Origin of the sequence: Polaribacter sp., from assembly GCF_049276715.1 — a bacterium.
In the GTDB taxonomy this organism is placed as follows: Bacteria; Bacteroidota; Bacteroidia; order Flavobacteriales; family Flavobacteriaceae; genus Polaribacter.
In genome coordinates this window covers 160,268-186,331 of record NZ_JBASWY010000041.1, presented here as the reverse complement: position 1 = coordinate 186,331, position 26,064 = coordinate 160,268, and the positions used below count along the sequence as shown (strand labels likewise).

Genomic DNA, 26,064 nt, shown 5'->3' with positions numbered 1-26,064 from the left:
ATGAAATTTTTCGGTTATTTTTTTCTTTTAATGATATTAGCTTCCTGTACAAAAAACAAAACTACTTTTCTTTCTTTAGACGATTATCCAACAACAGAAAACAATCTTTGGTTAACGTACTCAAAAGAAAAAACCACTTTTAAAATTTGGTCACCAAATGCTGAAGCCGTAAAATTAAACTTTTATAAAACTGGAAATAATTCTGAAGTTTTTGAAACACATCAACTAAAAGAGGATGAAAATGGACTTTGGATTCAAACTGTAAAAGGTGATTTACAAGGAACTTATTACACCTATCAAATTTATATAGATGATAAATGGCTTGCAGAAACTCCTGGAATTTATGCAAAAGCAGTGGGCGTTAATGGGCAAAGAGCCCTGGTTTTAGATTTTGATAAAACAAATCCTGAAAATTGGCAAAATGATAAATACGTAAATTTAAAATATCCAAATGATGCTATTATTTACGAGTTACATATTAGAGATGTAACCATACAAAAAGAGGCAAATTCTACTTTTCCTGGCAAGTATTTAGGTTTGGTAGAAAGTGGAACAAAATCAACCCAAAACGCTGCAACAGCCATAGATCATATCAAAGAATTGGGCATCACTCATGTACATTTACTACCCACTTTCGATCATTATTCTATTGATGAAAGCAACTTAGAAAAACCACAATTTAATTGGGGTTACGATCCACAAAACTATAATGTTCCAGAAGGGTCTTTTTCTACAAATCCTTTTGATGCTGAAGTTCGAATCAAAGAATTTAAAAGGATGGTTAAAGCATTTCATGATGCAGGAATTGGGGTAATATTAGATGTAGTTTACAATCATACAGGAAGAACAGAAAACTCGAATTTTAATTTAGAAAACCCCAATTATTATTATCGTTTTAAAGAAGATGGTTCTTATTCTGATGCTGCAGCTTGTGGTAACGAAACTGCTTCAGAACGTAAAATGATGCGAAAATTTATGATAGAATCTGTAAAATACTGGACAGAAGAATACCATTTAGATGGTTTCAGATTCGATTTAATGGGCATTCACGATATTGAGACTATGAATTTATTAGCAGACAAAATAAAAAAAATAAACCCAAATGCTTTGATTTATGGTGAAGGTTGGACAGCTGGAGATTCTCCTCTTCTAGAAAAAAGCAGGGCTTTAAAAAAGCATACCTTTCAAATGCCTAAAATTGCTGCTTTTTCTGATGATATTAGAGATGGAATTAAAGGTTCTGTTTTCGAAGATGAAAGTACAGGTTTTGTAAATGGAGCAAAAAACACAGAAGAATCTATTAAGTTCGGAATTGTAGGCTCTATTAAACATCCTCAAATTGATTACAAAAAGGTAAATTATTCTGATAAAGCTTGGGCAAGACAACCTTGGCAAGCAATTAATTATGTTTCTTGTCATGACAATCATACTTTATTTGATAAACTAAAAATATCGCAACCAAATGCCTCTAAAGAGGAGATAAAAGCCATGCATAAATTGGCAACTGCCATTGTTTTAACATCTCAAGGAACTCCATTTTTGCATGCTGGCTCAGAAATGATGCGTACTAAATTTGGGGAACATAACTCTTATAAATCATCAGATTCAATCAATCAAATTGATTGGAGTTTAAAATTTAAAAATGATGATGTTTTTGAATATTATCAAAATTTAATCAAATTAAGAAAAGAACATCCTGCTTTTAGAATTCCAACATCAAAAGAAGTTCAAAAAAATTTAGAGTTTTTAAAATTCGAAAATGGGTTGGTTTCTTATCAAATAAAAAATAACGCAAACCACGATTCTTGGAAAAATATTTTGGTTATTTTTAATGCGAATTCAAAACCAGTTGAATATCATTTAGATAAAAATTGGAAAATTGCAGTTTTTAAAGATTCTTTTGATTTTGAAGGGAAAGAAATAGTATCAAAAACAATAAAATTACCAGCAATTTCGGCTGTGATTTTGTTTCAAGAATAATATTTGTACTTTTATTTTATGAATTGTAAAAATTGCCAAGAATCACTAAAAGATAACTCACAATTTTGTGACAATTGTGGTGGAAAAGTAATTGTTCAAAGAATTACTTTCAAAGAATTACTCATAGAATTTTTCATAAATACCTTTGGAGTGGATAGTAAGTTTTTCTTAACCTTAAGAAAAATGGCAACTCATCCTGATGAGGTTATTAATGAATATATAGATGGGATTAGAAAACGTTATGTAAATCCCTTTGCATTTTTAGCAGTTGGAGCAGGTTTATCATTACTTACCTTCAATTATTTTGCTGATGATTTTATTGCAATCAATAATTCTATTCAATCGGATCAAATTAGTGAACTGAAACAAAAAGCAGCACTAGATCTCTCTACCATAAAAAATATTGACAAACAAGAATTTCAAAAACTAGAAATAGAAAAGAAAACAGCTCAAATGCAATTAAAATTCATGGATGGATGGATGCAGTTTATGTTGCGTTATTACAATTTAATGACTTTTATTTTTCTTTTGATTTATGCAATTTTGAGTAAATGGACATATAGAAAACCTCATAATTTTGGTGAGCATGTGGTGATAAATGCTTTTATTTATGGTTTTCTTACCTACATTACGCTACTATTTTTTATGTTGGCAATTACCATACATCCATCTATTTATAGTTATAGTATCCTAATTTATATCCTTTTTTACATGTATGCATTTGGAAAGTTTTATCAACTTTCTCTTGGAAAAAACATATTAAAATTGCTACGGTTTTTACTCGGCCTAATGGTGTTTTTTATCAGTTTAATGATAATTGGGGTTATTGTGGGAATTGCATTAAAATATTTTGATTTTATTTAAAATATTTATCCCTTAAACTTAATGGGCAAATGCACTACTTTTTTAGTTTCAAAAAAAGGTTCATCAAAATAAGCAGGTAAGTCGTAAATAGTTGCTGAAGTGTATTTTTGCAATTCTTCTGTTAAATCTCCACCTTTTAAATAGAGAATTCCGTTTTTGAGTTCGTGATTTTGTTTTTTGGAAATTTTCCCTTTGGTCCAATGAACAAAGGTTTCCATTTGAGCCACTGCTCTACTTACAATAAAATCGTAGGTATCTTTTACATCTTCTACTCTGCCATGAGTTGTTTTTACGTTTGTTAAACCTAAGCCTTCTACAACTTCATTTACAACTTTTATCTTTTTACCTATAGAATCTACCAAATGAAATTTTGTTTCTGGAAATAAAATTGCTAACGGAATTCCAGGAAAACCTCCACCTGTTCCAACATCCATAACTTTAGATCCTGGTTTAAACTCTATTACTTTAGCTATTCCTAAAGAATGTAAAACATGGCGTAAATACAATTCATCTATATCTTTTCTAGAAACTACATTAATTTTTAAATTCCAATCTTGGTACAAATCTTGAAGTTTAGAAAACTGCTCTAATTGCATCTTGGTTAAGTTTCTAAAATATTTTTGTATAATTTCCATTCGTTATAAAGTTTGAAGTGCAAAAATAGTTATTTGATAACAACAATTCTTCACAAAATTTAGCGTTTATTATTTACAGCAATTTTAAATAGCTTATTTTTACAACTTATTTTTTAATACATGAATACAATCACTTTTTCAAGAGTTAACAAAGCAAAGTTTTTTAGAACTTTAAACAAACGCGTAAACTCTTATTTTAAAGAAAACAACATCAAAAGAACTGGTAATTGGAAATTATATTCGAAAGCCATAATTATGTTTTCGCTTTTTTTAGTCCCTTTTATTTTAGTACTCACAGTTTCTATGCCTCAATGGACTATGGTTTTATTAATGGTTATAACTGGAATTGGTATGGCTGGAGTTGGTATGAATGTGATGCACGATGCCAATCACGAATCTTTTTCTAAGAGAAAATGGGTAAACAAATTAATGGGAAGTAGCATTTATATACTTGCAGGAAATGTTTATAATTGGAAAGTACAACACAATGTTTTACACCACACTTTTACCAACGTAAAAGACCATGATGAAGATATTGATGCTGGTCGAATAATTCGTTTTTCTTTGCATTCTAAATGGCTGAAAATACATAAAATTCAGAAATATTATTCAATTTTCTTATATGGACTATTAACTATAAATTGGGCAATTACAACAGATATCAAGCAAATGCATAGATATTTAAAAAAGAAATTGTCTTATGGAAAATTTCCAAATCCAACTACAGAATGGACCAAATTAGTAATTTCTAAATTGGCTTATTATTCGCTTTGGATAGTATTGCCAATATTGGTTTTAGACGTTTCTTGGTGGAAAGTTTTAATCGGTTTTTTTGTAATGCATTATACAGCAGGTATGATTTTAAGTTTGGTTTTTCAATTGGCACACATTGTACCAAATACAGAAATGCCTGTACCAGATAAAGATGGCAATTTAGAACACACTTGGGCAGTCCACCAATTGTACACAACTTCTAACTTTGCACCTAGCAATTGGTTGGTAAACTTTTATACTGGAGGCTTAAATCATCAAGTTGAACATCATATATTTCCACATATTTCTCATGTTCATTATGATAAATTAGCTAAAATTGTAAAAGAAACAGCACAAGAATTTAACTTGCCTTACAATGAGTATGAAACTATGCGTAAAGCCATTGTAGAACATTTTAGACATTTAGGTGTTTTGGGAAAAAAACCAGAATTAGCATAACAAAAACACAACAATTTAGAGTAAAAATGACACATCCATTATCGGACAGAATTAACAGTTTACCTGTATCAGAAACTTTAGCAATGGCTGCTAAAGCAAGAGAATTAAGAGCTGAAGGAAAAGATATTATTGGTTTAAGTTTGGGAGAGCCCGACTTTAATACACCAGATTTTATTAAAGATGCAGCTATAGAAGCTATCAATCAAAATTACAATTCTTACTCGCCAGTTGATGGGTATTTAGAGTTAAAAGAAGCAATTTGCGTAAAGTTTAAACGTGATAATAATTTAGACTACAAGCCTAGTCAAGTTGTAGTTTCTACAGGCGCTAAACAATCTATTGCTAATGTAATGCAAGTGTTATTAAACCCTGGTGATGAGGTACTTTTACCTGCACCTTATTGGGTGAGTTATTCTGCATTGGCAATTTTATGTGAAGCTTCTTATGTAGAAATTCCTTCTACCATAGAAAGCGATTTTAAAATTACTCCTGCACAACTAGAAGCTGCAATTACACCAAAAACAAAAATGGTGTTTTTTAACTCGCCAAACAATCCTAGTGGAACTGTATACACAGAAGCAGAATATAGAGCTTTAGGAAAGGTGTTAGAAAAATATCCGCAGATTTTTATTTTATCTGATGAAATTTACGAACATATTAATTATGAAGTAAAACCATTTAGTTTTGCTGCCATAGAAGGTTTATATGATAGAACCATTACTGTTAACGGTTTAGCAAAAGCATTTGCTATGACAGGTTGGAGAATTGGTTATATTGGTGCCCCAGAATGGATTGCAAAAGCATGTACTAAAATGCAAGGGCAAATTACTTCTGGTACAAATTGTATTGCACAAAGAGCGGCAATAACTGCAGTTTTAGCGCCTGTTGAAAAAATACAATTTATGGTAGATGAGTTTAAAACTCGTAGAGATATCATTATACAATTATTAAGAGAAATAAACGGTTTTAAAGTAAATGTACCAGCAGGTGCTTTTTACGTTTTTCCAGATGTTTCTGCCTTTTTTGGTAAAACCATCAATGGTGTTAGTATTAAAAATGCAAATGATTTTGCTTTTTACTTACTAGAAAAAGCGAATGTTGCCACAGTAACTGGCGATGCTTTTGGTGCTCCAAACTGTATACGAATATCTTATGCAGCATCAGAATTACAAATTAGAGAAGCTTTAAAAAGAATAAAAGAAGCCGTTAGCTAAATTTTATTTCTTATAACAATTAAAAAATCTCACAGTTTTATTAGCTGTGAGATTTTTTTTAGGCAATCATTAAAATTACGGCAAAGGCAAATAAAGAAACTTGCAGAATTGTACCTGTTTCACTTTGTACTTTTGCATGATGATTTTCTATAATAGATTTTATTTTTGATAAAGTAGCTCTTTTAGATTCAGATATATTTTCTCTAATCTCTCTTTTATAAGCTGAAGTTAAAATGCCTCTTTCGATTGTGTTTGGGTATGTTGATTTCATAATGTGTTATTTATTTGGTTACATACTTAAGACGAGCATAAAAAAACTTTGTTACAAGCTAACCCTTTGTAAATAAAGGCGGAAAATTAGTTTTTCTAGGATTGATGGTTTACGACAATCAGAAAAAATAAATGAAATATTTTTAATAAATCATAAAAAAAAGCCATCAAAATAAATTTTTGATGGCTTAACTTTTGGGGTAATTACAAAATGGAATAGACAGTTTTAGGGAAACATCCTATTTAATTTATCACTAATTTTTTAGCATTGTATATTCTATAATCATTCGAAATTTTAATAAAATACAATCCAGAACTTAATCCTTCTTTAAAAAGTTCTACCTTATTATTTCCTATTTCTGTATCTACAATTAACTTTTTAACTAAGATTCCTGTTAAATTATAAATTAGAATTTTTGTAGTAGTATTTGTTTCTGAATAAAAGCGAATCTCTGTTTTAGAGTTCATTGGATTTGGATATAATAAGGTTTCGTTTTCTTTAATTATTTCATTGTTAGTGCTTAAAACTTTTTTAGTAAACTCAATATTCTTAATGTTCATTTTTTTCTTAACAACATCTATTCCATTAGAAGACATTGTAAAAACCATAGATACTGCATCAGATAAATTTATACTAGAACCATTTTTTGAAACAAAATGTGCTAAAGGAATTGCATAATGACTTTCTGTTTCTGTTAATTTAATGATAGTTCTAAACTGATCTTCCCAAGCTTCAATACCTTTTTTAATAATTGTTATTTCTAAATCTCCTGTTCCACTTGCATCCAACTCTAACACCTCATTCTCTGAAAGATCTATAGACTGAAATCTTGGTGTAAAAGATCTATAAGCAGCTACATAAGTGCTTGTGGTTGCTTCTAAAGAAATATTTCTTTCTACTCTATAACCACTTCCTGCATATATATTATCATTTTGAGTAATATTAAAAGCATCTAAAGTTGTGCCATCTGAAGAATCGTCTACTCCCCAAGGTCCATCAGACATAAATAAATCGTCTGGTGTTTGGTTATTATTTCCTTCTAATCTAAAACCGATATCAAAAATATTTCCTGTATTTACAACCAGTTTACTAATATAGTTTCCATTTAATTCGATTGTGCTATTAGAATATTCTGTTGCAGATGTTTCTGTTCTTTTAAAACCTGCATCAAAAACAATACTTTGACTTCTGTTTGTGTTTATAATTTCTAACTCTAATGCTCCATTTATATATCTTCCCTTTTTAACAAATACTGGTGGAGGTGAAGAATTGTTATAAGAGCTAATTGTTCTTTGTGCATTGAATAATTCTAATGCTTCTTCTCCTAAAGTAATTAAATCGTCTATTTGATTTGTCCAGATTTGAAAATTGTAAAAAGTAGCATTTTTTTCATATTTATCTATATTCCAGTGACTTTCTATTTCGAAATTATTATCATTAGAAATTTTACCAGAAAAACTTAAGACAAATTCTTTACTACCATCTACATTTTTTATAATAGATTTTATAAAAGTCTGTTCTTTAATAATAATTGTAGAAACGGCTAATAATTCAGATCCTAAAAGTCTATCACAAATGTATTTTGTGTGTTCGTAAACTCCGTTTTCAGTTTTTGTTGCTAGAATTACTGCAATCGTATTATTGTCTCTAACGTAATCTACAGAAAAAAGTTCTGTTGCATTTGTAATATTTATTAAGTCTGAAGGCGATGATTCTATGGCTTGTGCACCAGAGATTACATCCATAGGAATTAAATCTTTAAGATTAAAGCTATTATTTTTAGCAGCTGTTCTTTTATAAGATTCAGATTTTTTAACTTTTTTTGCTTTTAACTTATCAAAAACATAATTTTTCTTAGTTCTTAAATAATTTCTTTTATTAATTTGAATTGATAAACGATTATTACTTTCTAACCCACCTTCATTTCCTGTAGAAACTTCTGTAGAAATTACTGGACAAGCTGCAATACCAGAACAAGCAGGATCATCGCAATCAGACAAACCATCTCCATCATCATCAATTCCATTTGCACAATCTTCTTGAGGTACAGGAGCTGTTGGACATCTTGCACCATCGTTTGAAGCACTTGAAGGACCAAAAGCAAATAAATTAGAATCAATAGTTGAACTAGCCTCTAAATCTTGAACATTTTGTATAACATACACAGTTCCTGTTTGATTTGCAGATATATAAAAACGTCCTGTAACATCAAAATAAACAGCCCCATAAGTATAATTTAAACCTGCTAAAATTGGTACTTCACCAAGATCTATTACTTGACTTGTAATTGGATTTATTCTATATAAATGATTTGTTTTTTTCTCTACAGTATATAAATGATTATCTACTGCATTAAATGCCCAATCATGTATATTTAGACTTACTGATAATATTTCTTCACCTATATATTTCCCATAATTTCCTGAAGTTGGGTTTAAATCTATTTTATAATACTCAGTTCCTCCTCCTTTAAGGTAATAAATTCCGTCAGAACTTACATCTCCTACATATCTATTAGAAGAAGGTAATTCTGGTATGTAAAATGTTTCAACTTCAAAGTTTTTACCAATTTTTGCAATGGTATTTGCTGGCGAACTTAATGATGCCCAAATAAAACCATCTGCAGGGTTATAACCTACTGCATTTAAACTTCCATCTGTAATATCTTCTTTTACTAAATAAGAGCTTCCAGAGGCTAAATCTAACGCATAAATATCATTGTATTGAAATAAGTATGCATTATAATCGCAATTAAAAGGTTCTTGTGCATAACCAAAAAAACCTATTAAAATAATGAATGATAAGAGTTTTGTTTTAGTTAAGTAATGTAAAATTGATTTCATTTTTTATAATTTTAGACAAAAGTAGTTTGTGATTCCTAAAAAAAATTAGAGGAACTGTTACTTTACAAAAAAGTGTCGACAAATGGAATATTTGCGATGATTAGCTGATTTATTTAGAGAAAGGCAAAAAAAAATCACATCCTTTTGAGATGTGATTTTCATAGTTTTGGTGACATATTGTCTAATCTACATTATCATGTAAAAAAGAATTATTCGATTTAAATGTAATGTCGTCATCTTTTTTTATTGCAGTTTTAGAATTACTGTTTACATTCGTTTTATCTAAATCTACACCCATTCTTTTATATGCTGGCTGACGTTCTATTTCATCGATGTTTTTATTTAATTGATCATTAAATTTATAATTAAAACCCTTCATTTTTTCGCGTCTTTCTTCAGCTCTTTTTTGCAACTCAGTAATAGTTAAGCTTAAAGGAGATGCTTCTTCTATTCCTGTTTCAATCTTATTAACTTTTGTTTCTGCAGTTGCAATTTTAAGTTCGAATTGAATTTGATTTTCTTCATCTTTCGCTTTATTTGAAAAACTAGAGCTTTTACCAATGGTTGGTTGTGCATCAAAATCTTCTAAAACATAACGTTTTTCAACTTCTTTTTTAGGCGCTTTAATTTCTTCGAATCCAAAAACTTCTATTTCGTTTATCGCATTTATAGAATCTTCTAAATTGTACTTTATTTCTTTTGTAGCTGTAACTTCTGAATAAGAATTTAGTGGTAAATCGAATAATAAATCTGCATTAATTTTAGGTTCTATTTTCTCTTCAACCTCTACTTTTTTGGTAACATTTGTAATAATAAAGTCTTCTTCAGAAACAATTTTTTTAGATACTTCCTCGAAAGTTACAGGTTCGTTTTCTATTGATTGAGTTGTTTTAATCAAATCCATTATTGGTTTTGAATCTTCAATTTCATCCTCTAAAACATGAATAATTGTTTGGTCTAGCGCATTAGAAATTGGTTCATCTAAACTTGGTGATTTTGTAACCTTGTTTTCGGTAAAATTATAGGTAGCTTTTTGCTCATCCTCTAAAGTATGAATTACTTTTTTTATTTCTGTATTGGTAATAGAACTTTGTTGGTCTGCAGCAAAACCAGTAGCTACAATAGTTACAGCAATTGACTCACCCAATTCATCATCTTCACCAATTCCCATAATAATATTGGCATCATAACCAGCTTCATCTTGAATGTAATCATTAATTTCACCTATTTCATCTAAGGTTACTTCTGTTTTACCAGATACAATTAACAATAAAACATTCTTTGCTCCTGTAATTTTATTATCATTTAATAAAGGAGAATCTAGAGCTTTTACAATAGCACTTTTTGCTCTTGCTTTACCCTCTTCTCTTGCAGAACCCATAATTGCAGTACCACTGTTAGAAAGTACAGTTTTAGCATCATGCAAATCTATGTTTTGCTTATAATGATGTGTTATAACCTCTGCTATACCTCTTGCTGCAGTTGATAAAACTTCGTCTGCTTTAGAGAAACCTGCTTTAAAACCAAGGTTTCCATAAACTTCACGTAATTTATTATTGTTAATTACAATTAAAGAATCTACATTTTTACGCAGTTGATCGATTCCTAATTGTGCTTGTTTTGAGCGCATTCTACCTTCGAACTGAAAAGGCATTGTTACAATACCTACAGTCAAAATATCCATATCTTTTGCAATCTTTGCAATAATTGGTGCAGCTCCTGTACCTGTTCCACCACCCATTCCTGCAGTTATAAATACCATTTTAGTTTGGGTATTTAACATTTGCTGAATTTCTTGCATACTCTCTTTAGCAGCTTTTGCTCCAACTTCTGGATTTGCTCCTGCCCCTAAACCAGAAGTTAAGTTTGCACCTAACTGTATTTTATTAGGTATTGGACTATTTTCTAGAGCTTGTGCATCTGTATTACAGATTACAAAATCTACTCCTTTTATGCTTTGGGTAAACATGTGATTTACTGCATTGCTTCCACCACCACCAACACCAATTACTTTAATGGTATTCGATTGTGTTTTGGGCATGTCAAATAAAATGTTATCGAATTCTGCGCTCATAATAACGTTTGTATTTTATATTTTTATTAATGTTTGTTCTTTATTCTATTACTTGCTAATCTTACTCAGCATTATCTAAAAAATCTTTTAAACCTTCTGTAAATTTCTCGAAGAAAGATTTCTTTTTTGGTTTAACAATTACTTCTACTTTTTGTTGGTCTTCTTCTTCTATATCAGTTTCATGATTGTCAGCAAAAATATCTGCAACAATTTCCTCTATTTTAATATCTTTTTCTAAACCTTCCATTAGTAAACCTACTGCAGTTGCATAAGCTGGGCTTGATAAAGCTTCGTCAGAATCGCCTGCTAAATGCTCGTTTGGAAAACCAATTCTTGCATCCATACCAGTAATATATTCTACTAATTGACGTAAATGTTTTAATTGCGAACCACCTCCTGTTAAAACAATACCTGCAATTAATTTTCCTTTTGCAGTTTCATGTCCGTAATTTTTTATTTCTAAATAAACATGCTCAATAATCTCTTGCACTCTTGCATGTATAATTTTCGATAAATTTTTTAAAGTAATTTCTTTTGGTTCTCTTCCTCTTAAACCAGGAATGGAAACTATTTCTGTTTCTTTATTTTCTCCTGGCCAAGCAGAACCAAACTTTATTTTAAGCAATTCAGCTTGTTTTTCAATTATTGAACAACCTTCTTTTATATCATCTGTAATTACATTTCCCCCAAAAGGAATTACAGCTGTGTGTCTAATAATTCCGTCTTTAAAAATGGCTAAATCTGTGGTTCCACCACCAATATCAATCAAAGCAACTCCAGCTTCTTTTTCTTCTTGACTTAACACTGCTTGTGCAGAGGCTAAAGGCTCTAAGGTTATTTCACTTAAATCTAAACCTGCACTTTTTACACAACGTCCAATATTTCTAATTGAAGAAACCTGCCCAACAACCACATGGAAATTAGCTTCTAGACGTCCACCATACATACCTATTGGCTCTTTAATATCTGCTTGAGAATCTACTTTAAATTCTTGTGGCAACACATGAATAATTTCTTCTCCAGGCAACATTACCAATTTGTGCACTTGATTTACAAGATTTTCAATATCTTTTTCTTCAATTACTTCATCTGCATTATTTCTTGTGATATAATCACTATGATGTAAACTACGAATATGCTGACCTGCAATACCTACAACTACATTCTCTATCTTTACTCCAGAGACGCTTTCTGCCTCATCTACAGCTTGCTGAATAGATTGTATAGTCTGTGTAATGTTGCTAACAACCCCACGTTTTACACCTAAACTTTTGGCCTTACCAATACCAACAACTTCTATTTTGCCATATTCGTTTTTACGACCAATCATGGCAACAATTTTGGTTGTACCAATATCTAAACCAACAGCTATTTTATTGTCTTCCATTTTAGTTTATTTAGTGCACACAACTTGGTTGTGATATTTTAAATTTATTGTTCTATAATTTTGAATTGTTTTGTCTTCAAATGTTTTATTGTAGAACGCTTTTAACTTGTTAAATTTTACATCGATCTCGGTTAATTTTCCAAAATCGATTTTATAATCTCCACTTCTTACAGAAAATTGATACTCATCATCGTCAGATTTCTTAATTCCGACGATCTCTTTTTTCAAAAAATTGATGTCCAAAATCTTCCTTATTAAAGGTAAAATATCTTTAATATCTTCTTCTTTTTCCACTCCAGAAATCAATAGTACTCTTGCTGAATAAACATCAGACAGAGGAACTTTTACACCCTGTTTATCAATATAATAAGAACTATTTTTATTAATAATTCTTGCTATTGGTGTACGTTGTTTTACAATAGATTTTAGCTCCCCTTCAACTGTTAAAAAAACCGAAGCTTTTTCAACATAAGGATTTTTTATTACTTCATTTTCTAAACTGTATAAATCTATTACAGATTTTGCTTGGTTTTTAACTGTTTCGTTATTTTGTATTAACAATTTATTAACCATTGCATGTGTTAAAAAATTGTTGTCTCCTTTTTCAAATTCAATAGTTATTTCTGACACTTTTTTCTCTTGATTTCTTGCTGATGAAAAACTATACAAAAAGCCCAAACCTATAACTAAAACAACGAATAACCCGTATTTTAAAAACCTTTTAAACTTCATTTTCTTGCGGTTTTAAAAGTTGATTAGTTACTTCATTTATTAATACACCAATATCACCAGCACCTAACATTGCTACCACTTTTGCTGATGAATTTTTAATATCTTTTATTAAATTATTTTTTTGAGTCAATTTTTTCTGCCTATTATCAATTTTACTTAATAACCATTCAGAAGTTACATTTGGTATTGGTTCTTCTCTTGCAGGGTAAATATCAAGTAAAATAACTTCATCAAACTTTGATAAAGCAGATGCAAAATCATCTATAAAATCTCTTGTTCTAGAAAATAAATGTGGCTGAAAAACAACCATCACTTTTTCGTTAGGATACATTTCTCTTATCGAATTTTCTACAGCGTTTATTTCTGTAGGATGATGTGCATAATCATCAATCAAAACAAAATTATCAGTTTTAATTTTATACGAAAATCTGCGTTTTACCCCTTTAAATGTTGATAAACTTTGTTTGATATTCTCTAAAGAAATTCCATATACATCTGCCATAGCTAAAGCTGCTAAAGCATTCATTACATTATGATTTCCTGGCAAATGGAATTCAATATTTTTTATAATTTCTGAAGGTGTTTGTACATCAAAAATATATTTCCCACTATCAATTTTTAAGTTAAAAGCCTTATAATCTGCATCTTCATTTACTGCATAGGTTAATCCTTTTAAAGGCAACCCTTTTGCAACAATTAGCGTTTCAGATACTTTTTGAGAAAAGGCAAAAAATGATTCTTGCAAAGCTTCTGCTTCTCCATAAATATCTAAATGATCTGCATCCATAGAAGTTATACAAGCAATATTTGGGCTTAATTGTAAGAAAGATCGATCGAACTCATCTGCTTCTACCACAGAAATTTTATCTTCTCCTAAAATTAAATTTGAATTGTAGTTTTCTGCAATACCGCCTAAAAAAGAAGTTGCTTTTACTTCTTTCATTAAATGACCTAAAATGGAAGAAGTTGTAGTTTTGCCATGAGTACCTGCAACCGCTAAAGAAAAAGTACTTTCTGTAATTTTCCCTAAAACTGCAGCTCTTTTTAAAACTGTAAAATTATTGTCTATAAAATAATTTAGTTCGATACTGTTTTTAGGAATTGCTGGTGTGTAAATCACCAATGTTTTTTCCCGATTTAAAAACGAAATAGGAATGTTTTTTAAATGATCTTCAAAATGGATTTCTATTTCTAAATCTTGTAAATCGGTTGTTATTTGAGAGGGAGTTTTGTCATAACCCGCCACTTTTTTTCCATTGACAGCAAAATAACGAGCAATTGCGCTCATTCCTATGCCTCCAATTCCGAGAAAATAGACGTTATGTATATTTTTAAAACTCACCTTTTTAATAATTTTTCTATTTCGTTTACAATATTTGTAGTTGCACTTGGCATTGCTAATTCCTTAATATTTTCTGACAAATGTTCTTGTTTTCCTTTGTCTTTTAGCAAGGTTTCAAAAACGATTGGAAAGGTATCTAACTCGCTTTCTGGCAATAAAATAGCGCCATGTTTATCTGCAATTGCTTTTGCATTTTTGGTTTGATGATCTTCAGCTACATTCGGAGATGGAATAAAAACAACAGGTTTACCAACAATACATAACTCTGAAACTGAACTTGCTCCAGCTCTCGAAATAATTATATCTGAAGCTGCATAAACCAAATCCATTCTGTTTACAAATTGATGTACTTGAACATATTCTAAATCATCATATTTCTTATACTCATTATCATAGAATTTTCCACATTGCCAAATAAGTTGAACATCTTGTTTTTTAAAAAATTCTAAATTTGTTTCTATTAACTGATTTATTTTTCTAGCTCCTAAACTACCCCCTAAAACTAAAATCGTTTTCTTTTTTTTATCTAACTTAAAATAATCTTTACCTTCTTTTACTTTAGAATGTATATTTAATAAATCTTGACGAACAGGATTGCCAGTTTTTACAAGTTTATTTAAAGGAAAAAACCTTTCTAAATTATCGTAAGCAACACAAATTTTCTTAGCGCGCTTACTTAACAATTTGTTAGTAATTCCTGGATAGGAATTTTGTTCTTGAATTAAGGTAGCAACTCCTTTTCTACTTGCCATTATTAAAGTTGGTCCACTTGCAAAACCGCCTGTACCAATGGCTATATCTGGCTTAAATTTATTGATGATTGAATTTGCTTTCCACAGACTGCTGATGAACTTAAATGGAAATAATAAATTATCTAGCGTTAATTTTCTTTGAATTCCAGAAATCCATAAACCTTTAATTTCGAAGCCCGCTTGTGGAACTTTTTCCATTTCCATTTTATCTTTTGCACCTACAAATAGAAAATTAGCATCTGAAAAACGCAGTTTTATTTCGTTTGCAATGGCAATTGCAGGATAAATATGACCACCTGTTCCTCCTCCTGAAATAAGTATATTATATGGTTTCATACACACTTTTCTATTTTTTTTATTTGGATGTATGTAGCACTCATTACAATTTTGCTATTTGTATTTAAATGTTTAATCGAGTGTTTCATGCAAAATGTCTAAAGGGTTATCATCTAAAATATCTTCTTCTGTTTCTTCTTTGGATGCACTTACGCTTAAAATCATTCCAAGTGCAAAGCACGTCATCCAAATTGATGTTCCTCCACTACTAATTAGTGGTAACGTTTGTCCTGTTACAGGAAACAAATTGGTTGCAACTGCCATGTTTATAGTTGCTTGAAAAATAATTGGACAACCAACTCCTATTACTAACAGGGTTCCAAAAATTGTAGTTGTTTTTCTAATCACCACAAAAATTCTGAATAACAATAAGAAATAAATAAATACTACCATAAAACCACCAACCAAACCATACTCTTCAATAATTATTGCAAAAATAAAATCTGATGAAGATTGAGGTAAAAAGTTTTTCTGCACACTTTTTCCTGGGCCAACTCCTACTGGACCTCCAGTAGCAATTGCTATTTTAGCTTTTTCTACTTGATATGCTTCCTTGCTATCAGAATCAGAAAAATTCTCTATTCTATTTTGCCAAGTTTGCACTCTATTTGGCATCGCATCTGGAAATGCTTTTGCAATTAATACAAAAAAAGCGAGTGCTAAAACGCCTGCTCCAATAATAAATGCCATGTATTTTATTGGATAACCTCCTACAAAAACCACCATTAAAATCATTAAAAAAATCATTGCAGTCGTAGAGAAATTTGCAGGTAAAATCAATATTAAAACTGCAGCAACTGGCAACCAAAGCTGTAATAAACTTTCTTTAAAATTTATTTGTTTTTCTTTATTTTTTGCTAAATATCTAGCAACATAAACCATCAACACCAAACCTGCTAAAGTTGATGTTTGAAAACCAATACCAACAAAAGGAATATGAATCCATCTACTTGCATTTGCGCCACCAATTGTGGTGCCTTGCATTAGGGTAAATATTAAAAGAATAATCACTACTGGAAGCATTATAACAGATCCTCCAGAAAAATATCTGTAAGGAATTTTATGAACTCCGTAAATAATTCCAAAACCCATAATTAATAAAACCACATGTTTTATTAAATAGCCTAAAGTAGAACCAGAACCCACAACATATACCAAATTTGTGCTTGCGCTATAAACTGGCATAAATGAGAAAATTGCCAAAACAGCAACAATTGCCCAAATGGTTTTATCTCCTTTTATATGTTGAAAAATGGTTTTCATTTGCCTCTCTTAATCTCTCCAAAGGAGAGAAACACTGTTGTGCTAATCTTTGTTTTATTTTGTTTCTTAATACTATAATATAAATAATCTGCCTCAAACTTACTAACTCCTCCCCTTTGGGAAGGTTGGGATGGGCTAAAGATTTTTAACTGCTGCCTTAAATTGACGACCTCTATCTTCGTAATTTTTAAACAAATCGAAACTTGCGCAAGCAGGAGATAATAAAACTGCATCTCCTCTTTCTGCTAATTTGTGTGATACTTTTACAGCTTCTTCTGCGCCTACAGTTTCTACTATAATATCAACTACGCTTCCAAAGGTGTTTTTAATCTTTTCGTTGTCAAGACCTAAACAAACAATTGCTTTTACTTTTTCTCTAACTAGAGGTAGTAAATCGTTATAATCATTTCCTTTATCAACTCCACCAACAATCCAAACTGTTGCTTTGTCCATACATTCTAAAGCATAAAAAGTGGCATTTACATTGGTTGCTTTTGAATCGTTTATATACTCAACATCTTTTATTTTCGCCACATTTTCTAAACGATGTTCTGCACCCTCGAAATTTGACAAACTTTCCTTGATAAATTCTTTTCTTACGCTTAATAATTGCGCAGCTAATGTAGCTGCCATTGCATTTTTAGTATTGTGTTTTCCTTTAATTGATAAAGTTGATGTTGGCATGTTAATTTTTTCTTTATTTATATTGATAATCATGTTACTGTCTTTCACGTATGCTCCAAATTCTAATTCTTTTTCAAGCGAAAACGGAACTAATTTTGCTTGTGTCTTATTTTGTTTTAACCAATTATTTATGGTTTCATCGTCTGCATCATAAATTAAATAATCAGTTGATTTTTGATTTTTTGTAATTCTAAATTTTGAGGCGATATAATTTTCAAATTTGTAATCGTATCTATCTAAATGATCTGGTGAAATATTAGTTAAAATTGCTATATGAGGATTAAACTTTTCAATTCCATCTAATTGAAAACTGCTAATTTCTAAGACGTAATTATCAAAATTATTTTCTGCAACTTGTTTTGCAAAACTGTCTCCAATATTACCTGCAATTCCAACATTTAAACCAGCATTTTTTAAAATATGATGCGTTAATAAAGTGGTAGTTGTTTTACCATTCGAACCCGTAATTCCAACAATCTTTGCATTGGTAAATTGTGCCGCAAATTCAATTTCAGAAATTACCGGAATTGAATTTTCTATCAATTTCTGAACTAACGCAATTTTATCAGGAATTCCAGGACTTTTCATCACAACATCAGCAGTTAAGATTTTGCTTTCTGTATGCTTATTTTCCTCAAAATTTATTTCGTTATGTAAAAGAACTTCTTTGTACTTTTCTGCTATCAATCCTTTATCAGAAACAAAAACTTTGTATCCCTTTTGTTTTCCAAGAATTGCAGTTCCAACGCCACTTTCACCTCCACCAAGAATTACAAGAAGTCCCCTTTCCCCAAAAGGGGGTAAAACTGGAATCGTTATTTTATTTTCTTGATTACTCATTACTCTTTAACTTCTTATTTCTTGTCTCTTGTCTCTTGTCTCTTGTCTCTTGTCTCTTAATTAAAAAAAAAATACTCACAAACTTGCTAACTCCTTCCCTTTGGGTAGGTTGGGATGGGGTTTTTTTATCTTAATTTTAAGGTTACAATGGTAAATACGGCTAATAGAATTCCAACAATCCAAAACCGAACTACAATTTTACTTTCGTGATAACTTAACTTTTGATAATGATGATGTAAAGGCGACATTTTAAAAATCCTTCTTCCTTCTCCATATTTTTTTCTTGTGTATTTAAACCAAGAAACTTGCATGATTACTGACAAATTTTCGATGACAAAAATTCCTGCTAAAATTGGCAACAACAATTCTTTTCTAATGGAAATAGCAATCACTGCTATAATTCCACCAATGGTTAAACTCCCTGTATCTCCCATAAAAACTTGAGCTGGATATGTGTTGTACCATAAAAAACCAATTAATGCTCCAGCAAATGCCAGTATAAAAACCGTCATTTCACCAGAATTTGGAATGTACATCACATCTAAATATTCCGCGAAAATGATGTTACCAGAAACCCAAGCAAAAATCGCCAATGTTATGACTATGATTGCTGATGAACCAGCTGCTAAACCATCAATTCCATCTGTTAAATTTGCGCCATTAGAAATACCTGTTACAATAAAAACAGTTATAAAAATGAAAATAATCCATCCATATTTTTCGTAACCATCTCCTAAAACACTAAATATTTTAGAATATTCTAATTCGTTATTTTTAAAAAAAGGCACTGTCGTTTTTGTAGATTTATGTGCTTCACCAAAAACTTGTTTGTTTCCATTTTCTAGAGTAATTTGTTGTTCTACTGGTAATTTTTCTTTGATAGTTACACCCTCATTAAAATACAACATCGAACCAACTATTAACCCTAAACCAACTTGACCTAAAACTTTAAACTTTCCTTTTAAACCTTGCTTATCTTTTTTAAATACCTTTATATAATCATCTAAAAAGCCAATAAAACCCATCCAAACAGTGGTTATTATTAAAATGAGAATATAAATATTATCTAATTTTGCTAATAAAACTGCAGGAATTAAAGTTGCTAGAATAATAATAATTCCACCCATTGTTGGTGTACCAGACTTTTGTTTTTGTCCCTCTAAACCTAAATCTCTTACTGTTTCTCCAACTTGTTGATTTCTTAAAAAGTTGATGATCCTTTTACCATAAATAGCAGAAATTAACAACGACAAAATAAATGCTGCAGCTGCTCTAAATGTGATATACTGAAAAACACCTGCTCCAGGTAAATTAAATTGGCTATTTAAGTATTCGAATAAATAATACAACATTCTTAATTCTTTTTTAGTTGATTAAAACAGTTTGTAACTTCTTCTAAATCATCAAAATGAGTACGAATTCCATTTATTTCTTGATAATTTTCATGTCCTTTACCAGCAATTAAAATAATATCTCCAGTTTCTGCCATTTTACAAGCTGTTTTGATTGCTTGCTTTCTATTTAAAACTGAGATTGTTTTTTTATAATTTTCAAGAGAAACCCCAACTTCCATTTCGTCTAAAATGGTTTGTGCATTTTCTGTTCTTGGATTGTCTGATGTAAAAATTGCCTGAGAACTTAATTGCGAAGCAATATGTGCCATTTTTGGTCTTTTTGTTTTGTCTCTATCTCCTCCACAACCCACAACTGTAATCACTTTTTCGTTTCCAGTTCTAATATCATTTATAGTTTCTAAAACATTTTTTAAAGCATCTGGTGTGTGTGCATAATCTACAATTGCAGTAATACCATCCTCAGAAATAATGTATTGAAAACGACCACTTACACTTTCTAATTGGCTTACAATTGTTAAGATTTCTAACTTTTCTAATCCTAATAATTCTGCAGTTGCAATAATTGCTGTAAGATTGTAAATATTAAAAACGCCAATTAATTTGGTCCAGACTTCTGTTCCATCAATAGAAATTAAAGTACCCGAAAGTTGTTTTTCTAAAATTCTTGTTTTGTAATCTGAAACTGTTTTTAAAGCGTAACTATATTTTTTTGCTTTGGTATTTTGCAACATAAAGCTGCCATTTTTATCATCAATATTTGTAAGTGCAAATGCTGATTTTGGCAAAGAATCAAAGAACTCTTTTTTAACATTTCTATATTCTGAGAATGTTTTATGATAATCTAAATGATCGTGAGAAAGGTTGGTAAAAATACCTCCAGCAAAGGTTAAACCTTCTGTTCTTTTTTGATGAATTCCATGAGAACTCACTTCCATAAAACAAAATTCAACACCAGCTTCTAGCATTAAATCCAAATATTTATTAATTGTAATTGAATCTGGAGTTGTGTGTGTTGCTTTAAATTCGGTTTCATCAACCAAAATTTTTACTGTAGAAAGCAAGCCTACTTTATAACCTGCTTTGTGAAATAATTGATATAACAGTGATGCTATCGTGGTTTTTCCATTGGTACCTGTTACACCAACAACTGGGAATTTTGATGACGGATTTTCGTAAAAATTAGAAGCCATAATTGCCAAAGCAACATTTGCATCATCGACCTGAATATAAGTAATTCCGTCTTTTTTATCAGAAGGAAAATCTTCGCAAATAATGGCAATTGCACCTAAAGAAATTGCTTTCTCAATATATAAATGACCATCAACATGTACACCTTTTTGAGCTACAAAAACATCATTCTTTTCAACTTTTCTAGAATCGAAAACAAGCTGATTTACATCAATATTTGTGAAACCAAATACTTGATTGATGCTAACCTTATATAATATGTCTTGTAATTTTTTCAGTTTATGATAATTTTAAAATGATGGTAGTTCCTTTCACTATTTTTTCTCCTTTTTTAATGGATTGCGTTTCTACTTTTCCTACACCAGAAAATTTTACTTTTAAGCCAATATTTTCTAATAAGGATATTGCATCCATTCCAGACATTCCTTCTACATTTGGTACTTGAGAATGCTCTTTACTTAAATTTTTATCGTATTTTTTATACTCTTTATCAATTGCTGCAAACTCTGTTTTAGCGTTTACAGATTGATTATCTATAGGTGTTGTTGTATAGATTTTCTGGGCTATTTCTTTAAAAACAGGAGAAGCTACAATTGCACCATAATAACCTTTGTTTTTATCTGGGTCATGTATAACTACAATGCAAGAAAATTTTGGATTATCTGCTGGAAAAAAACCAGCAAAAGAAGCTACATAACGTTCATTAGAATAGTAACCCCCTTCCCATTCACCTTTAGAATTTTTTGTTCTTGGAATGTACTTTTTAGCAGTTCCTGTTTTACCTGCCATAGAAAAATTAGGAGAATAAATATTATTTGCAGTTCCTTTTCTAACCACATTTTCCATCACTTTTCGAATCTTTTTTAAGGTTTCGTCTGATGCTATTTTTGGATTTGTAATTTCCGTTTCAAAAACCTTTTCGGTTTTGTCTTGTCTTCTTAATTCTTTTACAAAACGCGGTTTTACCATAACTCCATTATTTGCAACAGCATTGTAAAAAGTTAAAGTTTGCATAGGTGTTACAGAAATTCCATAACCCCAAGCCATCCATTCTAAAGAGATATTATTCCAATTTTTTTTATCTTTTGGATTTGGTACATAAGGTTTTCCTTCTCCTTTAATTTGAAATCCTATTGGTTTTGTAAAACCGTATTTTTCTATTTTATCGTAATATTTTTGAGGATTCTCATCATAATGCTCTTGTATGAGCTTAACAATACCCACATTTGATGAAACCTCAAAAACTCTGGCTGCAGATATTTTTCCATAACCTCCTCTTTGTGAATCTTCTACTTTAGACCCGTGAACAAAAATTCTTCCTTTTTCTGTATCAACTACTGTAGAGGTATCAATAACCTTATCGTCTAAAGCCGCCATTAAACTTGCTAACTTAAAAGTAGAACCAGGCTCGTGACTTTCCCAAACTGCATAATTTCTTTTCTCAAAATATTTGCCTTCAGAGGTTCTTGCCAAATTAGAAATGGCTTTAATTTCGCCTGTTGCAGTTTCCATAACAACTGCGCAACCATGGTCTGCCTCATAAAATTCTAACTGACGTAATAAAGCATGATGTGTAATATCTTGAATATTAACATCTATGGTAGTAATAACATCATGACCATCTATGGGCTCTTTTTCATTCACATCAGAAATTGGTTTCCATTGGTTTTTTGCAATTTTTTGTTTCCATCGCAAACCATTTTCACCTTGCATAAAATCTGCAAAAGCACCCTCTATTCCTGCTTCACCTCTAAAATCATCATAACCAATTGTACGTTCTGCAATTTTACCTATTGGATGCGCACGCACTGTTTTATGTTCTGAAATAAAACCGCCTTTATAAACTCCCAAGTTAAAAATTGGGAACTCTTTCATTTTCAAATAATCGTTATAACCAACATTTCTTGCAATTAACAAATACCTGTTTTTGCGTTTTTTTGCTGTTCTTAATTTATTTTGATAAAACTCTTTAGAATTGCCCAACATTTTAGACAACTCTTTTGACAACCCAACAAAATTCTTTTCGAAAACATTACTATCTACTGCAACAACATCCATTCTTATCGTAAACTTAGACATGGAAGTTGCCAGTAAATTACCATCTGAAGCATACACATTTCCTTTATTTGCATAAATGGTATCTTGTTTTATAGTAAGTTCTGTGGCTAATTTTTTGTATTTGTCTCCTTCAACAAATTGAATATTAAATATTCTAAAAATGATAGCAAGCAAAAAAAGCGACATAAAAGCAGCTACTAAGTAGAATTTGGTAAGGATGCTTTTTTTCTGTGTTGCCAATTTATTAATCTTTAATAGTTACTATAATTTTTTTTGGAGGTGTTTCTGAAGGTTTTAAACCTCTTTCTATTGCTTTTTCTCGGATGCTAGATTCCATTTTCATTCGCATTAAAATGGTACCTGTATCTACATATTCTGATCTTAACTCTCTTTTCCTTTTATTTAATTCTGATATTTCGAACACTTTTGTTTCTGCACTATGAGAACTATAAATCATAATTAACATGAGCATCACTACAAAAATGATAATTCGCCAATTTTTAAAAGCAGATTCATCTGTAAGGAAACTTCCTCTTAAAAAATCGTAAATACCTCTTTTTACTTTGGTCATCTTTTCAATTCAATGTTTAAAGTTTAGAATTCAAAGTTGGTTTTATATTCTTTTACTTCTTGTTTCTTTTGTTTCTTTTGTTTCTTTTGTTTCTAATATTCTCAAAACTTGAAACCCGAAACTTGAAACCTATTTTTTTAGCGCTGCTATTCTTAATTTTGCACTTCTTGCTCTATTATTAATCTTAATTTCTTCTTTTGAAGGAATTATTAATTTGCCAACTTTCATTAAAGGTTCGTTAGAATTTCCAAAAACATCTTTTTCTGGCTCCCCTTGAAACAAGCCTGTTTGTATAAAACGCTTTACCAATCTATCTTCTAAAGAGTGATAAGAAATAACACTCAATCTACCTTCGTCATTTAATAAATTAGGAACTTGTTGCAAAAATTCTTTTAAAACTTCCAATTCTTCATTTACCTCGATTCGAATCGCTTGAAAAATTTGAGCCAATATTTTATGTTCTTTCGCTTTTGGTAAAAATTCTTTTAAAACTTCCTTTAAGTCGAAACTGGTTTCTATTTTTTTGATTCCTCTTTCGTGAACAATAGTTCTTGCAATTTTTCTAGAGTTTCTTAACTCTCCATACAAAAACAATATTTCTGCTAGTTTTTCTTCAGAATAATTATTGATGACTTCTTTCGCAGAAATTTTAGATTTTTGATTCATTCTCATATCTAAATCACCTTCAAAACGAGTCGAAAACCCTCTCTCTGCTTCGTCAAATTGATGTGACGAAACCCCTAAATCTGCTAAAATTCCATCTACTTTTTTAATTCTGTAAAACCTTAAAAACCTTGCTATAAATCTGAAATTCTCTTGAATTAACACAAAGCGCTCATCATCTATTTCATTCGCTAAAGCATCTGGATCTTGATCAAAAGCAAACAGTTTTCCGTTTTTACCTAATCTTTTTAAGATTTCTCTAGAATGACCTCCACCTCCAAAAGTTACATCAACATAAACACCATTTTCCTTAATAGCCAATGCATCAACACTTTCTTTTAATAAAACTGGATTATGATAACTCATCGAAATCTGTATTACCCATTACCTCTTCTGCCAAATCTGCAAAATCTTCTGCAGCATCATTAATTGCCTTCTCGTACTTATCTTTATCCCAAATTTCTATGATACCCACTGATGATGACATCACAATCTGTTTTTCTATTCCTGCAAAATCACACAAATCTTTAGGAATTAAAATTCTTCCTGTAGCATCTAACTCAACCATTTTTACACCAGCAGTAAATCGTCTAATAAAATCGTTGTTCTTTTTCTTAAACTTATTTAGTTTGTTAATTTTCTCCATCATCAAAGTCCATTCTTTCATAGGATATAACTCCAAGCAAGGCTGAAAAACAGCACGCTTTAAAACAAAACCTTCATCTAGCACAGAAGACAGTTGCTTTTTGAAAGCTGATGAAAACATCACTCTTCCTTTAGCATCTGCTTTGCATTCGTATGTGCCAATTAGATTAATCAATTAAAAACAATTTTGAATATTAAATATCAAAAATATACAAAAATTACCACTTTTTACCACTTTTTACCACTTTGTTAATAAAAAGAAAGAATCTTCATAGTTTACAATGAAAACCTATTGTTAATAACCTTAATTTGCTGTTTAGGAAATGAATTTCTATGTAATAAAAAAGAATTACATTTGCCCAAAGTGAAACAAATAAAAAATCAATGACTGACAAGTTAAAAACTGAAGGTAATTTTACGTATGCAGAAGCTGGAGAAGGACCTGCTATTATTGTTTTACACGGATTAATGGGAGCTTTGAGTAATTTTGGGGCCACATTTAATCACTTTTCGACTAATGGGTATAAAGTTTTAATTCCAGAATTACCTCTTTACACTTTGCCATTAATTCAGACGAATGTTAAGAATTTGGCAAGTTATTTAAAAGATTTTTTAGAATACAAAAAAATAGATAGTGCTTTACTTTTAGGAAATTCTCTTGGAGGTCATATTGCTTTATATTTTACCAAACATTATCCAGAAAAAGTAAATGCAATTGTGCTTACAGGAAGCTCTGGATTGTATGAAAAAGCAATGGGTGATAGTTTTCCAAAAAGAGGAAATTACGAATATATAGAAACCAAAGCTAGAGAAGTTTTTTACGACCCAAATGTTGCTACCAAAGAATTGGTTGATGATGTTTATGCTACTGTAAATGACAGAATGAAAGCTCTAAAAACCCTTTCTATTGCAAAAAGTGCAATTAGGCATAATATGGCTAACGATTTGCCAGAAATGAAACAACCAATTTGCTTAATTTGGGGAAAACAAGACAGTGTTACACCACCTGAAGTTGCTATTGATTTTCATAAATTATTACCAAATTCTGACTTATTCTGGATTGACAAATGTGGTCATGCAGCAATGATGGAAAGACCTGAGGAATTTAATTTGATTCTTCATGATTGGTTAAAATCTAGAAATATTTAAACTTTT

At 30.5% G+C, this 26,064-nt stretch carries 21 protein-coding genes; 5 read left to right on the top strand and 16 right to left on the bottom strand.

The annotated features are described in order from the left end of the window. Both pulA and WAO74_RS10620 read left to right on the top strand, forming a co-directional pair. Nucleotides 1-1,980: a type I pullulanase gene (gene pulA / locus WAO74_RS10625; RefSeq protein ID WP_422161951.1), complete on the top strand. Its 1,980-nt coding sequence runs from the start codon at nt 1-3 to the stop codon at nt 1,978-1,980. Between the two features lie 18 nt (nt 1,981-1,998). After that, a complete protein-coding gene (locus WAO74_RS10620) occupies nt 1,999-2,844 on the top strand; it encodes a DUF3667 domain-containing protein (protein ID WP_422161949.1) in 846 nt (281 codons plus the stop codon). Nucleotides 2,845-2,849: 5 nt separating this feature from the next. Here the strand turns inward: WAO74_RS10620 and rsmG are convergent, their stop codons facing one another. Further along, nucleotides 2,850-3,479, bottom strand: a complete 630-nt coding sequence (gene rsmG / locus WAO74_RS10615; protein ID WP_422161947.1) for a 16S rRNA (guanine(527)-N(7))-methyltransferase RsmG — start codon at nt 3,477-3,479, stop codon at nt 2,850-2,852. 120 nt (nt 3,480-3,599) lie between these two features. On the opposite strand from rsmG, the gene WAO74_RS10610 reads away from it, so the two are divergent. Then, a complete protein-coding gene (locus tag WAO74_RS10610) occupies nt 3,600-4,691 on the top strand; it encodes a fatty acid desaturase family protein (RefSeq protein ID WP_422161945.1) in 1,092 nt (363 codons plus the stop codon). A gap of 26 nt (nt 4,692-4,717) precedes the next feature. After that, the gene (locus WAO74_RS10605; protein ID WP_422161943.1) at nt 4,718-5,905 is read left to right on the top strand and encodes a pyridoxal phosphate-dependent aminotransferase; all 1,188 of its coding nucleotides are present in this window, start codon (nt 4,718-4,720) and stop codon (nt 5,903-5,905) included. Between the two features lie 58 nt (nt 5,906-5,963). On the opposite strand, the gene WAO74_RS10600 is transcribed toward WAO74_RS10605, so the two are convergent. The 15 genes from WAO74_RS10600 to mraZ form a co-directional block, all read right to left on the bottom strand. Beyond that, a complete protein-coding gene (locus WAO74_RS10600) occupies nt 5,964-6,176 on the bottom strand; it encodes a hypothetical protein (RefSeq protein ID WP_422161942.1) in 213 nt (70 codons plus the stop codon). 242 nt (nt 6,177-6,418) lie between these two features. Beyond that, nucleotides 6,419-9,019: a DUF6923 family protein gene (locus WAO74_RS10595; RefSeq protein WP_422161940.1), complete on the bottom strand. Its 2,601-nt coding sequence runs from the start codon at nt 9,017-9,019 to the stop codon at nt 6,419-6,421. Nucleotides 9,020-9,200: 181 nt separating this feature from the next. Beyond that, complete coding sequence (gene ftsZ / locus WAO74_RS10590) at nt 9,201-11,093, bottom strand: cell division protein FtsZ (RefSeq protein WP_422161938.1); 1,893 nt, start codon at nt 11,091-11,093, stop codon at nt 9,201-9,203. A gap of 61 nt (nt 11,094-11,154) precedes the next feature. Continuing rightward, nucleotides 11,155-12,480 (bottom strand): cell division protein FtsA, encoded by a 1,326-nt coding sequence (gene ftsA / locus WAO74_RS10585; protein WP_422161937.1) that lies wholly within the window; start codon nt 12,478-12,480, stop codon nt 11,155-11,157. 6 nt (nt 12,481-12,486) lie between these two features. Then, nucleotides 12,487-13,212, bottom strand: coding sequence for a cell division protein FtsQ/DivIB (locus WAO74_RS10580; protein ID WP_422161935.1), 726 nt, complete (start codon nt 13,210-13,212; stop codon nt 12,487-12,489). Further along, nucleotides 13,202-14,554 (bottom strand): UDP-N-acetylmuramate--L-alanine ligase, encoded by a 1,353-nt coding sequence (gene murC, locus WAO74_RS10575; protein ID WP_422161933.1) that lies wholly within the window; start codon nt 14,552-14,554, stop codon nt 13,202-13,204. The genes WAO74_RS10580 and murC overlap by 11 nt, the downstream gene beginning before the upstream one ends. Further along, on the bottom strand, nt 14,551-15,642 hold the full coding sequence (murG, locus tag WAO74_RS10570) for an undecaprenyldiphospho-muramoylpentapeptide beta-N-acetylglucosaminyltransferase (protein ID WP_422161932.1): 1,092 nt from the start codon (nt 15,640-15,642) through the stop codon (nt 14,551-14,553). The genes murC and murG overlap by 4 nt, the downstream gene beginning before the upstream one ends. A gap of 72 nt (nt 15,643-15,714) precedes the next feature. Continuing rightward, nucleotides 15,715-16,905, bottom strand: a complete 1,191-nt coding sequence (locus WAO74_RS10565) for an FtsW/RodA/SpoVE family cell cycle protein (RefSeq protein ID WP_422161930.1) — start codon at nt 16,903-16,905, stop codon at nt 15,715-15,717. 135 nt (nt 16,906-17,040) lie between these two features. Beyond that, nucleotides 17,041-18,429 (bottom strand): UDP-N-acetylmuramoyl-L-alanine--D-glutamate ligase, encoded by a 1,389-nt coding sequence (murD, locus tag WAO74_RS10560; protein WP_422161929.1) that lies wholly within the window; start codon nt 18,427-18,429, stop codon nt 17,041-17,043. A 125-nt stretch (nt 18,430-18,554) separates the two neighbouring features. Next, the gene (mraY, locus tag WAO74_RS10555) at nt 18,555-19,781 is read right to left on the bottom strand and encodes a phospho-N-acetylmuramoyl-pentapeptide-transferase (RefSeq protein WP_422161928.1); all 1,227 of its coding nucleotides are present in this window, start codon (nt 19,779-19,781) and stop codon (nt 18,555-18,557) included. Between the two features lie 2 nt (nt 19,782-19,783). Beyond that, on the bottom strand, nt 19,784-21,250 hold the full coding sequence (locus WAO74_RS10550; protein WP_422162049.1) for a UDP-N-acetylmuramoyl-L-alanyl-D-glutamate--2,6-diaminopimelate ligase: 1,467 nt from the start codon (nt 21,248-21,250) through the stop codon (nt 19,784-19,786). 1 nt (nt 21,251) lies between these two features. Continuing rightward, a complete protein-coding gene (locus WAO74_RS10545; RefSeq protein ID WP_422162048.1) occupies nt 21,252-23,216 on the bottom strand; it encodes a penicillin-binding protein in 1,965 nt (654 codons plus the stop codon). A 58-nt stretch (nt 23,217-23,274) separates the two neighbouring features. Next, a complete protein-coding gene (locus WAO74_RS10540) occupies nt 23,275-23,601 on the bottom strand; it encodes an FtsL-like putative cell division protein (protein ID WP_422161927.1) in 327 nt (108 codons plus the stop codon). Between the two features lie 129 nt (nt 23,602-23,730). Beyond that, nucleotides 23,731-24,630: a 16S rRNA (cytosine(1402)-N(4))-methyltransferase RsmH gene (gene rsmH, locus WAO74_RS10535; RefSeq protein WP_422161926.1), complete on the bottom strand. Its 900-nt coding sequence runs from the start codon at nt 24,628-24,630 to the stop codon at nt 23,731-23,733. Then, nucleotides 24,617-25,084 carry a division/cell wall cluster transcriptional repressor MraZ gene (mraZ, locus tag WAO74_RS10530; RefSeq protein ID WP_422161925.1) on the bottom strand — a complete coding sequence of 156 codons (468 nt, stop codon included), beginning with the start codon at nt 25,082-25,084 and terminating at the stop codon, nt 24,617-24,619. Before mraZ ends, rsmH begins: the two co-directional genes overlap by 14 nt. Nucleotides 25,085-25,293: 209 nt before the next feature. Here mraZ and WAO74_RS10525 point away from each other — a divergent pair, with 209 nt between their 5' ends. Continuing rightward, nucleotides 25,294-26,058, top strand: coding sequence for an alpha/beta fold hydrolase (locus WAO74_RS10525; protein ID WP_422161923.1), 765 nt, complete (start codon nt 25,294-25,296; stop codon nt 26,056-26,058). The last annotated feature ends 6 nt before the right edge of the window (nt 26,059-26,064 follow it).